The sequence below is a fragment of the uncultured Allobaculum sp. genome (assembly GCF_948576815.1).
Lineage (GTDB): Bacteria > Bacillota_I > Bacilli_A > Erysipelotrichales > Erysipelotrichaceae > Allobaculum > Allobaculum fili.
This window is the reverse complement of record NZ_CAPAEZ010000005.1, coordinates 1-15,037: the sequence shown is the minus strand read 5'-3', so window position 1 is coordinate 15,037 and position 15,037 is coordinate 1. Positions and strand designations below refer to the sequence as shown.

Genomic DNA, 15,037 nt, shown 5'->3' with positions numbered 1-15,037 from the left:
CCCGTTTTCCTTTCCACTAGCGAAGCGCTGCGCCGGAGATAACCATGCGCTGAACTTCGGATGTTCCTTCGTAGATCTCAGTAATCTTGGCATCGCGGAACATTCTTTCAACTGGCAGATCGCGGGTATAGCCGTAGCCGCCCATCAGCTGGATGCACTTTGTGGTAACTTCCATAGCTGTTTCTGCAGCAAAGAGCTTGGCTTCAGCAGCCAGTACGGAATAAGGTTTGCCTTCTTCTTTGGCCATAGCTGCGCGGTAAACGAGCATCTTGGCTGCATCAATGCGAGTCTGCATGTCAGCAATGACAAACTGTGTGTTCTGGAATTTAGCGATCGGACGTCCGAACTGCTTCCTTTCCTTAACGTATTTAATGGTTTCTTCGAGAGCACCCTCGGCAATGCCAAGAGCCTGCGCTGCGATACCAATACGTCCGCCGTCGAGTGTGGACATGGCAACTTTGAAACCTTTTCCTTCACCGCCCAGAAGGTTTTCCTTAGGAATGCGAACGTTGTTGAAGATCAGCTCGGAAGTCGCGGAACCGCGGATACCGAGTTTCTTTTCGTGCTGTCCAATGGTGAAGCCCGGAGTATCCTTTTCAACGATGAAAGCGGAAATACCCTTGTTTCCCTTGGACTTATCGGTCATGGCAAAAATGATATAGACATCAGCTTCGCCAGCGTTGGTGATAAAGATCTTTGTTCCGTTGAGAACGTATTCGTCTCCGACCAGAACGGCGGTTGTCTGCTGACCGGCAGCATCGGTACCGGCGTTTGGCTCGGTCAGACCGAATGCGCCAAGCTTTTCACCGGAAGCCAGCGGACGAAGGTATTTTTCCTTCTGTTCCGGCGTACCGTACTGAGCGATCGGCCAGGTACCCAGGGAGGTGTGTGCAGAGAGGACTACGCCTGTAGTAGCGCAGGTTTTGCTGAGTTCTTCGACTGCCAGAATGTAGGACAGATAATCGGCGCCAGCTCCTCCGTATTCCCGTGGATAAGGAATTCCAAGCATTTTTGCCTGACGAAGAATTTCAACGTTTTCTTTTGGAAAGCGTTCTTTTTCGTCGACATCAGCAGCATTGTCTTTGACTTCTGCCTGTGCAACTTCCCGGAACAACTTCTGCATCAGTTTCTGTTGTTCTGTTAAATTGAAATCCATAAAAATGAAGTTCTCCTTTCTCTTCAAATAGAACTTAGGATCCAGGACAAAGACGTACGAAAACGTACCCGTTCTTTGTACTAAGCACAATAATAGCCCTTTCCAAAGTACTGTCAATTTCAAATGTGAATACTTTCACACGTCAGCACAAAAGTGTGGGAGCTCTTCCGGTATTTAAAATCTGTCAATTCCTTTACATAAAAGGCCTACCTAAAGGGAATCAGACATGCCCTTGACCAGAATGGCCCGAAGCGGGCAAAATATACCCACATTTCTGCGGTCCACCTCCATGATATCGCTTTCATTTTGTATTTTGTTTATTAATTCAGAATTTAACCCGTTTTTTTCAATGTTTTCCGTTTCGCTCCATCCCACAATTTCGTATTTTCCATCCGATTCGAACAGCTTTCTTCTTCGAAAAGGAACGCCTCAAACGGTCAGGCTGCCTGACAAAACGCTGTATTTCGTTTTGCTTCGGTTCACTCACTCCCCTGTTCTTCTGGGAACACTTCTTACGGATTGCGCCTCCCGTTCACTCGCTGTCCTCATTCAGAATTGCTTCGCAGTGAAGAAAGCAGCCCATACAGCGTCCATATACAGACAGATCGGCTATAACAGATCACCAATATAAGATCCTCTATATAAAAGAGACTGGATCGGACTCTTCTCTATACGATGACTGACAGACCATACTCGTTTTCCGGATTCGCCGCGCCCGCAGGATCCGGTTTTCTTTTCCCTGTTTTGGGTTTGCGTGCCTCTATGCTTGCGTGCTCCTCTATATGGGAAAGCCATTTCGTGGATCAGCCCGTCAGGAAGTTGCGAGTTCTCTTTTCTTCTTCCGTTGCCGGGCATTCGAATCTGCCGGTCAATTTTCTGTTTCTCCTGGACATGATCCTGTATGTGATCTCACTCTTATACGGGAGTTCAGATCCAGTCCTCTTATACGGGAGTTCAGATCCAGTCGTTCCCTTTAAAGTGCCTGCTCGGAAAATCTTCTGAGAATTTGTGACATCTGGCTGAAATCCCTTTCGGTTCAGAGCGTCACCAGGCGGCTTTTCCCCTCTGGTCTGAGCGCTCGGTCAAAAATGATGGTTTAGAAACTGGGGCTCTCTGATAAGATAAAGACAGATTCAAACAGTCCGCACGTTTGTTTTCCTGCTCGATCCGGTCCTTTCGAAGGCCAAAAACAAGGCAATTCGGCTTTCTTTTTAAATTGAAAGCGGTTCACGATCTGGGAAGGCGAACAATCGCGTCGGAATCCGGGAAACTGTGATTTCTTTCACAAAACGGTTTGATATTCCTTCGCGGGTGGGCTAGTATGAAATCGCAAATCTCGTAAGAGTAGAAAGAGGTCATTCGTAATGAGTGAAAAAGCTTATATCGTTGGCGCAAAACGTACCGCCATCGGAACATTCATGGGCTCTCTGAAAAATGTAACCCCTGCTGATATGGGTGCTACCGTTCTGAAAGCAGCTCTTGAACAGGCAAATGTAAAACCAGAACAGGTTAACGAAGTAATCATCGGTAACGTAATTGGTGCCGGACTTGGCCAGAACATCGCACGTCACATTTCTATCGATGCTGGCATTCCTAACACAGTTCCGGCACATTCCATCAACATGGTTTGCGGCTCCGGTCTTGAAGCTGTAATCGAAGCAGCCATCCGTATTCGTGCTGGATGGGGAAGCATCTTCGTAGCCGGCGGTGTTGAAAACATGTCCGCTGCTCCTTATCTGATCTCCGGCAAAAACCGCCAGGGCGTTAAGATGGGCAACCAGACAGTTGTTGACTCCATGATTTACGATGCGCTGACAGATGCTATGAACAACGTTCACATGGGCGTAACTGCTGAAAACATTGCGAAGAAATACAACATCACCCGCGAACAGCAGGATGAATTCGCTTTCGCCAGCCAGGAAAAAGCACTTGCTGCTATCGCTGCTGGAAAATTCAAAGATGAAATCGTTCCAATCGAAGTTAAAGAACGCAAGAAAACCGTTATCTTCGATACCGACGAACATCCAAGAAAAACTTCCATGGAACTCCTTGCTAAACTGAAACCTTCCTTCATCAAAGACGGAACCGTTACAGCCGGCAACGCATCCGGAATCAACGACGGTGCTTCCATGTGTATCGTAGCCAGCGAATCCGCTGTAGCTGAAAACAACCTGAAACCAATCGCTGAAATCGTTGCTTTTGGTCAAGGCGGTGTTGATCCTCTGACAATGGGCCTTGGTCCTACCCCGGCTATCCTGCACGCTCTTGAAAATGCAGGCATGACTCTGGATCAGATGGAACTGATCGAACTGAACGAAGCCTTCGCTTCTCAGTCCCTTGGCGTAATCCACGAACTGGTTGAAAAGACTGGCATCGATCGCGAAGCTCTCATGTCCGTTACCAACGTAAACGGCGGCGCTATCGCTCTTGGTCACCCAGTAGGCGCTTCCGGAAACCGTATCCTCGTTTCCCTGATCTACGAAATGGCTAAACGTCACCTCACTTATGGTCTCGCTTCCCTCTGCATCGGCGGCGGCATGGGTGTTGCTGTAATCGTTAAAATGGTTTACTAAGAAGATCTGAATTCAAATCTTCAGCCGGATCCTGGATCCGGCTTTTTTCATGTCCTGTTTTCGTGAAAACAAAGGGTTTGCGGTTTCTCTTTCCCTTCGAAATTTCCAGGCACTTCAAAAGAAAAGCGTCAGACGATGTTCTCTTTTCCATCGTCTGACGCTCTGGAAAGTTTCCTGTGCAGGACTTTCCGATCCATCTGTTTCTCTTTATATAAAGTGATTCGTATCTTTGGCTGTCTGCTGTTTCGCCCTTTCCTTACAGACCTCCCGTTTTACGCCTGAAGACCAAAGCAGAGGCATCCGCTGCGATCGGCGTCATCCAGAATAACTGGATCGTAGCTGCAGTGGCTCATCGACCAGAGGGCATTCAGCCTGGAAACTTTCTGTGCATCTTCTGCAATCATTTCCTGACTGAGAATGCCGTCCTCTTCGGTTTCTCTGGCGTGATTCCAGCTTTTTTCCTGCAGGATGTGAAGTCGAAGTTCGCTTTCATTCCAGGATCCATACGTTGCCAGAATCGAGTTCAGAATACCCAGAACGTTTTTGGTCATTTTTGGTGCAGCAGGAATCCATCGGCCCGAATGGACTCCGGTATGAGAGCAGTTCTCACAAAGAACGCCGTCATCAGTGCAGCGGAAGGTGCAGGGAACAAGACCTTCTCCAAAAATGCAGGTGCTTTCCCGTGTAGCAAGATACAGGAGGTTGTGAATTCTCTGTGCGCTGGGCAGTTCGCCTTCAGCGCTGCGAATGTTTTTAGCAAGGTAGCAGGCACAGTCGCAAACCTGAACGGAACGTGATTTCATATCAATAAAATAAACCGAAACACATCGAATTCCAATAATGCTGTGGAAATGTACCCGGTTTCCTGGCAAAGTTTAACGCGTCCTTAATGTAATGCGCTTTCACACAGGCTGTACATAAGCCATTTTTGAGTGCTCACGCAACAGGTTACGCAATTTTTTAATCCGTTTTGGATAAGCTTTTTCATCATTTTGATCATATCGATTCAATCTTCAGAAACATCGTGATTTTGCACGTCCGAGCGGGCTTGACTCCCCTTCTCTTATGCAGGCTCCCCTCTTCAATATATGGAAAAGACCAGCTCGATCGAATCCGATTTTGAGATCCGAAAGAACTGGTCTTTTTATAAAGCGGCTTGTAAAGCTCCTTTCTTCTATTTCATTTTGGACGGATTTCCTTCGGCCTTCGCATTGGATGGCAAGGATAGAAATCCAGCCGTCGGGTTTACTGAACGGATTTCAAATTGCTGAGCGCATTTACGGATGGAACTTTACGCAGAGCGAGCAGCGCCTGATTGAGCGTTTTGGCACTCTGATCAATTTCACTCTGTCTTTGCGGATTTTCCAGAACCGACCTGGCCTGTGTGCATTTTTCGTCAAAGTTCTGATCCTTATTTATATAGAGGCCGTTTAGAGCATCGGCTTTCTGGAGTGCCGCATCCAGAAGATCCGTGATGAGCGTCGGTTCCGGTTCTGGATCCGTTTCGCTGTACAGACCGTCTGTAATTTTCTGGGAATGGGTCTGGTTCAGACATTCCGTCGAGAAAATCACATCGCGCATTTCGCCTTTAAAGCCGTTGATTACGGTCGCGATATTGCTCCCGTTGTAATAACCGCCAAGCGTCAGCTGATTCAGGCCGGCCAGCGTGGAGAAGAAGCCGGCATTGCCAGCTCCGGAAAAGGCTTGAACTTCCTTACCGTCGATATACCAGGTAAAGGTTCGATCCGGACCGGAAGTGCAGACGAGAACGACGTTATGCCACTGTCCATCGCCAAGATCTTCCGTGTTTCCATCGGCTCTGGTGTGGGCCAGATCCGGGCGCAGCGACAGCTTGCCCTGCAGCGGGCGAAGGGAAATCGAATGACGATTCATTTGACCGCCGCCTGTCTGGATCAGGCTCGTCGTTGTACCCGCTTCTTTTCCATAGACAAGCGCCATGGAATCTGTTGCTGCATCCGTCTTAAAGCGGAAGAAGAGACTTCCTGCATTCATGGCTTTTACACTATCGGCCTGATCGGAAAGATCGATCAGCGTCTGACCGTCAAACGTCTGGCCAGAAAGGGCTTCGTAGACTTGGGCACTGGCTTTATAGGCCTCCATGCCGGTTTTCACTTCTCTGGCCTGGGATGTCTGTTCTTCTCCATCGTTCCAGCGCAGTTTGTAAAACCAGGTCTGATCCGGTTCAACTTGGTCTGTATACGATCCGGACTGTACGGTTTCGATTTCCGCATACGTTCCGTTTAAGGAAGACGAGCGAAGAATCGTGACGGATGCGTTTGTCGGATTTTCAAACTCGAGTACCGCCTGTGCATAGCCGCCTTCGGCTTTGGAGAATACGATATTCGCAGGCTCCGTCTTCGATGGAATTTCCACTGTGGCCGGCGTATACGTCGTAACGGTCGCATCGGTCGTCGCAATCTTCACGTTCACGACGGCGGATTTTCCTGCCGGAAGATTTGTAAAACGAAGGGTCGTCCTGTCGTCTGGACTCGCAATATCATATGTTTTCGTCCACGAAAAGCCGGCTGCCGTTACGGTAACTTCCGCTGTACCTGCCGTTTTTCCGGGATCGACCAGAGCGGTCAGATCCAGAGACAGTTCGCCAATCCCGGTCTGGCAGACCGGCTGCCTGTCGGACTGCGCACTTTTCTGGTTCATCTTGTACTGCAGACGACAGATTGGACTGGACGTGTCGTAAATTCCCATGGCCCGGGTCAGATCATCAAACATGACTTTATGCCCGATTCCGTTGGGGTGGAGACCATCGCTGTTCAGATTACCGGTTCCGCCCTGATTGGCATTCGTCTGTCTGGCCATCGCCGCCTCCCAGGTTGTGGCATGATCGGCAAGAATATAGTTTTCTTCCTGGGCGACTTTTCGCACTTTGGCGATATACTGTTTCAGATTGCCGCGCCCGGAAGCTGTGGTGACGTTACAGGCCCGGAGAATGATTTCCACATCCGGATTCTGCTTTTTGATAGTGGCGAGATTTTCCTTAAGCTGCGCTTCGAACACGTCCGGTGTAATACCGGATGCCGCGCAGTCGTTCATTCCAAGCATGACGATCGCCACATCGGGAACATACGATTCGATGCGTGCTTTTTTATGGGGATCGCTCAGCGTATCCTGGGCAATCGCACCGCTCACGGCCGTATTGAGAATCAGATCGTCTGGTCGATTCAGTCCGTCCGGCGCGTGCATGTATTTATCAAAGAGCTGAACGATCGTATCGTAGCTGCGGGTATGACGGCATCCATGAGTAATGGAATCGCCATAGAAAATCCAGTTCAGCTTTTTGTCCGATTTCAATAAATCCCGAATCCGTTTCTGGGTATCGGAAAGTGCGGTTTCTTCGGGCAGCGTCGACTGACGTTTTAACGAGGCCTCTCCTTTCGAAATCGAATAAGCAGGCAGCTCCACCGTTCCATCTTCCGAAATCAGGCGCAGCGTCCATGAGCCATCCTTTACAGGAAGCGAAACGGATGCGTTCGCCTGAACGGGTGTACTCAGCTCTACTTCCCCATTTTCCGCATGCAAAATCCAGTCGGATCCGCCAAGAACGTCGGACGAAGCGAGGGTTAGTTCAAGCGAAGCATTTTCAAACGAGGCCTGAAGGGCTTCCTTGCCATTGGCTAAATCATGGTAGGCGGGCTGATCCACGGGAATGCAGTCATCGAGGTTTCCGGCATTGTAGTCGCTGGTCGTCGACTGTCCTGTCGCGTTTTCCAGAATTCTGGCGATTTCAAAATGACCATAGCCATTGAGCTGATCGTCTGCATTCAGGCAGGTCGATTTGAACGTATCGGTATTGGTATGCGTATACTGATCGACCACAAACACGTTCTGCGCATTTGGTTCGGCACCCAGATCCGCTGCAAAATGCGTCTGAATCAGATCAGCGATTTCTTTTGCGGCTGCATTTTTCTGGGCATCCTTGCAGGCGTGCGGCGTCTGAATCACCAGATAGCCGTTGGAAGGAATAGCGTTTTTCAGCGATGTCAGCGCCGTTTGATAGCTGTTTTTCCAGACATTTTTATCCGGTGCAGCCACATACTCCTGAATGTCTTCGATTCCAGCAGTGTAAACGATCGTTCTGGCGTGGAAAGCATTCTGGCTGTCCGGCAGTGCAGATACGGTATCCGAAAGCGTATTTCCCGTTTTACCCGCATTGGCGACAAAGTGCGAATGCCCTATTTTTAAAGGTTCGATAGCTGTGGACATCTGTCTGGGCTTTTCCCAGCGGGCGTATTCTTCAAAGTGATACACAAAACTGCGCAGGCCCTGTACATGCTCGTAATTGGCAGCAACTTCCTCTCCTCCGACAAACATCCACGTATTGCCGATTTCATCGAGCGAGAACATGTCTTTTTTAAACCGGCTCTGTTCAGCCGACGTGAGGGCATTGGCCTGGGCCGTCGTCAGCGCTTCAGAAGAGATTGCAACCTGAGAAATTTCTCCTTTAAACCCTTCATAGACCGTATCGGCTGGTTTGTAGCCGCCAATCTGCAGCCGGTCCGCATTCACAAGTCGGGTAAAAAGCCCTTTGAACGCTGCCTGGGAATAACTGAGAACGCTCACCCCATCCACGCTGACGCCAAACGTCGGATTGTCGGCGCGGCTGGTCAGAACGAGCGTGTGCCACTGACCATCTCCATAGCCGCTTCCGTTTGTCGCTTTGGCTCCTCCGGTCAGATCCGCACGAAGTTTATGCGTACCGTTTCGATAATCGAGGGCCAGATAGAAAATCTTGTCGGTTGAATACGAAGCGTTTGTATTGCTCATATCTTCCGGATTGGCACAATTGTGATACGTCAATAGATGGCGCAGCGCCGAATCGGTCGCGTTTTCCGATTTGAAGCGAATGTAAACGGATCCTTCTTCCAGATTTTTTATGGAACCGATCGAATCGCTCAGATCGACCACTCTGGTACCGTCAAATACCGATTCGCTTTCGTTCAGTGCTTTGTTCAGTACGCTCTGATGCAAATAGGCTTCCTTGCCCGTGGAAGCTTCGATGGGCGTGCTGCTGATTTCGCTGCCTTTTTGAAGCTTGTAAAAATACGTCGTTTCCGTCTGAACCATTGTATCGATCCAGATCGATTCTGTCGTTTCCCCGATGGAAACATACGAACCGTTTTCGCTGTCCGCACGCAAAATGGAATACGTATTCGTATCGTCTTCTGCCCGGTCGATCGCAATCTGTACCTGGGCATATCCGCCTTTGGCCTCAATTGCCGGAAGTGTTTCCTGCGCGGCCGGACGGGTATTCGTTTTTGTTTGTGTATGTACCGCCGACGGGATCGCTTCGGCCGCAAGAACCTGAGTCATGGACGATCCGAGGGCTGTGCAGCTCATGGAAAGCGCCAGCGCCAGGACTGAAAATTTCGTTCGAGCTGTTTTTCTGTTCATAGAAATCTCCTTCTCTTTTCGTAAGAGCGGATCCAGTGCGTCAATTTTGGAAATCCGCCAAAGATAAACCGATTATAAAAGAGAGAAGAAACCGTTTTCGCAAAGTTTTCAAAAGTTACACACAGATTTTTTATTCGAATCATTGCCGTTTCAAACCATCGTTTTCTCCTTATTCAAAAACCGAAAAAACCCCTTCGTCTGCAATCACGAGGGGGTTTTGTGGTTCATTTGTGCCGTTAAAAATCGGGGAAACGTGCTTCGAAGCATCGAAACGAATTTTGTTTCTTTGATGCGTTTTCTTCGATTAGGAAAGAGAGGCGATCGCGTCTTTGGAAGGGACGAGGCGCAGAGCGAGCAGTTTTTCGTTTAAGGCTTTGGCCGCGGCATCGATTGCTGTCTGCTCTGCAGCGGTGTCGTAAACGGTCTGCGCACTCGTTACTGCCTGCGTAAACGCCTGATCCTTATTGGAAAAGGTACCTTTCAGCGCCTGTGCTTTGTCGAGCGTGGTTTTCAGAACACGCTTATCCAGTTCTGGTTCCGGTTCCGGCTCGGTATCTTCGACATATTTTTCTGCCGTGATGGCCATGCCCTGTTCGCGGCTGAACGCTTCTTTGGAGAAGATTACATCCCGGATCGAACCGTTGAAGCCGCCAAGAATCGTATTTCCGTTTTTGACGCCGCCGATGGTGATCTGATCCATTTTCGACAGCTTGCTGAGAAGGCCGGCGTTGTTCGCGCCGTCAAATTCGAAGCCGATGTTCTTGCCGTCGATGTAGACGCAGAACGTTTTCGATGTGCCTGGATTGGACACCACGACGACATTGTGCCATTCGTCATCATTCAGCTGCGGGGCTGCTGCTTTTTCGGCACGTGTGTGGGAGAGATCGGCACGAAGGACGGACGTACCGTTCAGATTTTTCAGGCCAATGTTGGAAGACTGGTCGGACTGATAGAGAACCGCCGTATCTGCTGCCGCTTTTCCGGAAATGACCGCCATATCCGCAAGCTGAGATGTCTTGAAGCGGAAGAAGATGCTGCCGCTTGGCATATTTTTAATGGCACTGACTTCCTGTGCATTCAGTTCAATGACTTTGGCACCGTCAAAGCTTTCTCCTTTGAGGCCGCGATACACTTCGGCACTGGCTTTGTACGCATCCATGCCCGTCTGTACTTCCTTGACTTCCGTTTCGTGATCGGTCGTATCGGTCCATTTCAGTTTATAGAAATACGTCTTTTCCGGGCTGACGGAATGGTCGACGTATTCACTTTCGCTTGCCGTACCAATTTCCGTATACGTTCCGCTGCGGCTTTCGCTGCGAAGAACGCTGACCTGCTTGCCGGCTGGAATTTCCATGGTCAGGGTGACGCTGGAATAGCCGCCTTTCGCATCGGTAAGTACGGCGGTAAAGGGAGCCAGCGTATCCGTGATCGTTACTGGATCGCTTTGCGCATACTGGATCGTTTTCGTGCTGGAGTTCGAGATGGTCACATCGGCTGCGGCGTTCTTTCCCTTGGGCAGATTGTCAAAGACGATCGTCGTACTGGCGGAAGAAAGTTTGTTATACCTTTTGGTATAGGCAATTCCGTCAACCGTAACGGTGACTTCTGCCGTTCCAATCGTATCCGCAGCAGCCAGACTGGTCAGATCGACTTGAATAACACCCGGCTGCGGACTGGTGACGTTCGGTTTTGTACTGGAGGTTTCCGTCGCAAAATCATAACGCTGTGTACAGATCGTGCTGGATTCATCGTACAGGCCGAGTGCCTGGATGAGATCGACAAACATCATGCGCTGACCGATGCCGTTGGGATGGAGATTGTTATTGTTGAAGTTGGCTGCTCCGCCCGAAGCGGTTGTGCCATACAGCGAACGGTACGTATCCCATGTCATCGCGTGATCAACCACAATCGCGTTGTTGGTCTGTGCCAGTTCTCGAATCGCCTGCGGATAGTTGTCGTTCGCATTCGATACCGACGCACGTCCGGGAACGGTATTGCAGATGCGCAGCACGAGCAGCGCGTTCGGGTTCTTTTCCTTCACCGCGTCAATGTTCGCCTGCATGTTGATTTTGTACTGTTCTTTCGAAATGCCGCTGTCGTTCATGCCCAGCATGAGAATGGCGATATCCGGCGTATAGTTTTTAATGCGTGCCGAAAGGTTCGGTTCCGTCATCGTATCGACAGCTTTCGCTCCGGAAACCGCCGTGTTGATCACGAGATCATCCGGACGATTCAGACCGTTTGGATCGTCGAGATACTTCTGGAAATTCTGGGTAATGGAGTCGTATCCATGGGTATGGAGCGCGCCATGGGTAATCGAGTCGCCGATAAACAGCCAGGTCAGCGGCGTCTTCGATTCGAGCAGGGCCGTCACTTTTTTCTGCAGTTCCGTTTTGTCGGCTTCGTCCATTTTAACGGGGACAAGCGAAGCCGCAGTCTGGCCTTTGGAAATGGAATACGACTGTGTTCGGGAATTCTTGTTCGATTCGACACAGGCCAGCGTCCAGGTGCCCTCGGATACAGGAAGCGTGACTGTCTTTCCCGCTTCGACCGGAACAGTAAGTTTCAGATCTTCGCCCTGTGCTTCGAGAACATAGTTTCTGCCTTCAAATACCGAAGCGCTACCTAATGTCACGTTCAGTCCGTCAGCCCCGGTGAAATCGGCTGTAAACGGAGCCGTTGCAAGAGCTTTATAGACAGGAATATCCGAAAGGACATGCGAGTCAATATAGTCTTCGCCCCAGGCGAAATTGCTGGATCCATAAACGGTCTGTGCGAACTGTTTAGCGAGGCGGTACTGGCCAAGTCCGGTCAGAAGCCCGTTTTTCACGGTCGGCTGATCGGCAGAATTGGCGAGCGGCTGACTGGAATGATCGACGATAAGAACATGACCGGCCAGTTCGCTGGAAAGCGAACTGCGGAAGTCTTTCATCGCATCGGCAAGTACCTTCTGTGCATCGGGATTGGATGCATCCTCGGTAACATACGGTGTCTGTAAAACGAGATACGTATTCACTCCGTCCGAAGCGGTCGCTTTGTCCAGCAGCGTCTTCAGGTCGGCTTTATAGCCGGCAATCCACGCGGCTTTGTCCGAAGCGTTCGCATAGGCATCCAGATCTTCTTTGGATGAGAGATACACAACGGCGCGCGGATGAACGACCTGCAGCTGTCGGTCGAGTTTTTCGATCGTTTTTTTCAGATCATTTCCGGCGGCTGCACCGTTTGTGACGTAACGCATCGTCGCAAAGCCGTTATCGCTTCGTCTGTCCCAGCGAACGAATTCTTCAAACTGATTGGAGTACGGACGAATATCGCCGATCTGATCAAAGTCGCCTTCCGTATCCGCTCCGCCGACAAAGAGCCAGGTGTTTTCGGTGGAATTGGAGAACATGTCCCTGCGCAGATTGGCGGAAGATTCCATCGAAAGCGCCTTGGCCTGTTCCTTCGTCAGTTTCTGGGAAGAAATTGAAACGTACTCGATGTCGCCCTTAAAGCCGGATTCCACACTGCTGGCGCCGGTATAGCCGCCGATTTCCAGACGATCGAGTTCAGAAATTCCCTTCAGGAAGGCTTTCGCATTGGTACCGGTCGTATCCGCAAAAGAGAGGATCTCATTGCCATCGACAGCCAGATACGCATCAAATCCGCTTGCGGTATCGGAAGCGAGAACGGCGGTATGCCACTGTCCATCACTCAGATTGCTTCCGGCTGCTCCGCGCAGGGCATTGATGTTCACCCGTGCCTGTCCCTTGTCGTTGTGCCCCATATAAAGCAGGTTATTGGCGTTGGGAAGACCGCTGTTAATGAGGTTCCTGCTGCTGGAGGCGGTAAAGGCATAGCGTTCCGCTCCAGCTTCGTCCATTTTGAAGCGGAGAATGATCGATCCGTCTTCGAGATCTTTAACGGCATCGAGCTGATCGCTCATCGAAACAGTACGGGATCCATCAAAGCTCTGTTCGTTTTCGGCCAGCGTTTTATGCGCTTCCGCATTTTTGATAAAGGCGGTTTTGCCCGGCGTGGCCGTTACGGCTGCATTCGAGATCGTATTTCCATTCTGGAGTTTATAAAAGTACGCTTTTTCGTTGGTCAGACCGGTATCAATAAACGAATAGGAAGATCCATCGATCGTTCCGACCTGCGCATACGTTCCGCCTTCTTCTTCGGCACGAAGAATACTGTAAATTTTCGTATCGTCTTGCGGACGCTCGATCGAGAGAACCGTTTCCTGATAACGGCCTTTAGCCTGAAGAACTGGAAGCGTAACGGGATCGGGTTCTTCCGGATCGGTCGTGCCGTCATCCTGATACGCCGCCTGTAAAGACAGCACAGGCGCATTGGCATCGAGGATAACAGGCTCTCCAGGCTGATACGATTTTCCGTTGGCCGTCCATCCGGTAAAGGTGCTGCCCGCTTTGGTTGGCGCGGCTTCGGGAATGGTCAGAACGACGGCACTTGCCGCTTTGGTTACAGACGGCATCTCGGCCTCAAGACTTCCCTCTCCTGCATCCAGCGCGATGGAGAAAGTTCTGGTCTCAGGCTTGTAGGTTACAAAAGAACGCAGTTCCTGCTCGCTGATCGCCTCATCCGTAATGGCTACGTAATCGATCGTTCTTTCAAAATTATTTGTTGTCGCAGGTGTACCGCTGACTTTCCAGCCGCCGAGCGTGGCTTCATCCAGATTGTTAATTGCCTTAAAGCCGGTCGCCTCGCGTGTAAACTGGGTCCGCGACTGTGCGGGATCGTCACTGACTAGAGAAATCTTGTTATCGGACGTATAGCCCAGAGCGCAGATATGCGTTTCGCCGCCTTTGAAGCGTGAGACATCTCCCGCATAGGCGAAACCGTTCCAGGCAAACTGCGGCTGATACGTATTGTCAGCAATTTTACTGAGCTGAAAGTAAATCCGGTTTGCATTGCCGCCTGCTCCCGCCGTATCCTTGGCCATGAAAAACATCTGGGTATGGGTCACGTTTTCCTTAGGCGCAGCTTTTACGAAAATCGTCGGTTTGTCCATATCCCGGAAGGTGCTGATTTCTTCGGGGGTCAGCTCGACCAACGTGCTGTTATCGAACTCGATTTTGGACGTATCTTTATAAAACGGGGCGTTGGCGATTGAATCCATGCCAGCAGCCGTCTGGCTGTACTGCACTTCGGAGGCAACGCTCTGACTGGCATCCCCCGCCTGAATCCGATAAAAATACAGTTTGTCTGTGACGCTGTCGGTATCGGTAAAGGTGCCCTTTCCTTCCGATACGCTGGCGGTTCCGATTTCGCTCAGTTCATCGACTTTGGTTCCGCGATACACTTTGTACGTCAGTGCGCTGTCGGCGTTTTCGGGCAGCGTAAAGGACAGATCCGTTTTTTTCAGACCGGATTTCACCGTCAGATCGGTAATCTGTACTTCTGTTTTCAGGGTGGTTTCTTCACTGGCAAGGACCGGCATTACAAGCGTGTAGGCAGGGGTTGTCATCGTCATGGACAGCGCAAGAGCCAGGACAGAAACCTTTTTGAATACAGTTTTTCTGTTCATCGTTGTTTTCCTTTCTCTTTTGCAGAATTTATCTGAATTATACCAAAGCAGTCATTGTGAAAATTTCCTCCAATCAATATGTACAATCGATTGTCTGATTTCTTTAAATTTATCTTTCTCGCCTGTTTCCTTTTGACAGCCGTTCTAAAAACGATTTCACAGAAATGAAAAACGGCTTTCTCTGTTCGAAAACAGAGAAAACCATTCAAAGAAATTTGTACAGTTGTGGATTATACAGGCAGAGCACGAAAGACGTTCCGCAGAAGAAGAAAGTAAGATTTCTATCCGAGATATTCCAATGCTGTTCACTTAAGCTTCACAAGTGAGCAGTGCCTTGCCTTTCTAGTT

The 15,037-nt window shown here is 50.0% G+C and carries 5 protein-coding genes; 1 reads left to right on the top strand and 4 read right to left on the bottom strand.

Annotation, left to right across the window (positions count from 1 at the left end):
- Positions 1–16 precede the first annotated feature (16 nt).
- Positions 17–1,156, bottom strand: coding sequence for an acyl-CoA dehydrogenase (locus Q2J39_RS01130; RefSeq protein WP_230267895.1), 1,140 nt, complete (start codon positions 1,154–1,156; stop codon positions 17–19).
- 1,364 nt (positions 1,157–2,520) lie between these two features.
- Between Q2J39_RS01130 and Q2J39_RS01125 the strand changes: the two genes are divergently transcribed.
- On the top strand, positions 2,521–3,729 hold the full coding sequence (locus Q2J39_RS01125) for an acetyl-CoA C-acetyltransferase (RefSeq protein ID WP_230267894.1): 1,209 nt from the start codon (positions 2,521–2,523) through the stop codon (positions 3,727–3,729).
- A 272-nt stretch (positions 3,730–4,001) separates the two neighbouring features.
- On the opposite strand, the gene Q2J39_RS01120 is transcribed toward Q2J39_RS01125, so the two are convergent.
- From Q2J39_RS01120 to Q2J39_RS01110, 3 genes are all read right to left on the bottom strand, one after another.
- The gene (locus Q2J39_RS01120) at positions 4,002–4,532 is read right to left on the bottom strand and encodes a hypothetical protein (protein WP_288338872.1); all 531 of its coding nucleotides are present in this window, start codon (positions 4,530–4,532) and stop codon (positions 4,002–4,004) included.
- Positions 4,533–4,974: 442 nt separating this feature from the next.
- On the bottom strand, positions 4,975–9,159 hold the full coding sequence (locus Q2J39_RS01115; RefSeq protein WP_288338871.1) for a GDSL-type esterase/lipase family protein: 4,185 nt from the start codon (positions 9,157–9,159) through the stop codon (positions 4,975–4,977).
- 304 nt (positions 9,160–9,463) lie between these two features.
- Complete coding sequence (locus Q2J39_RS01110; protein WP_288338870.1) at positions 9,464–14,689, bottom strand: GDSL-type esterase/lipase family protein; 5,226 nt, start codon at positions 14,687–14,689, stop codon at positions 9,464–9,466.
- Positions 14,690–15,037 lie beyond the last annotated feature (348 nt).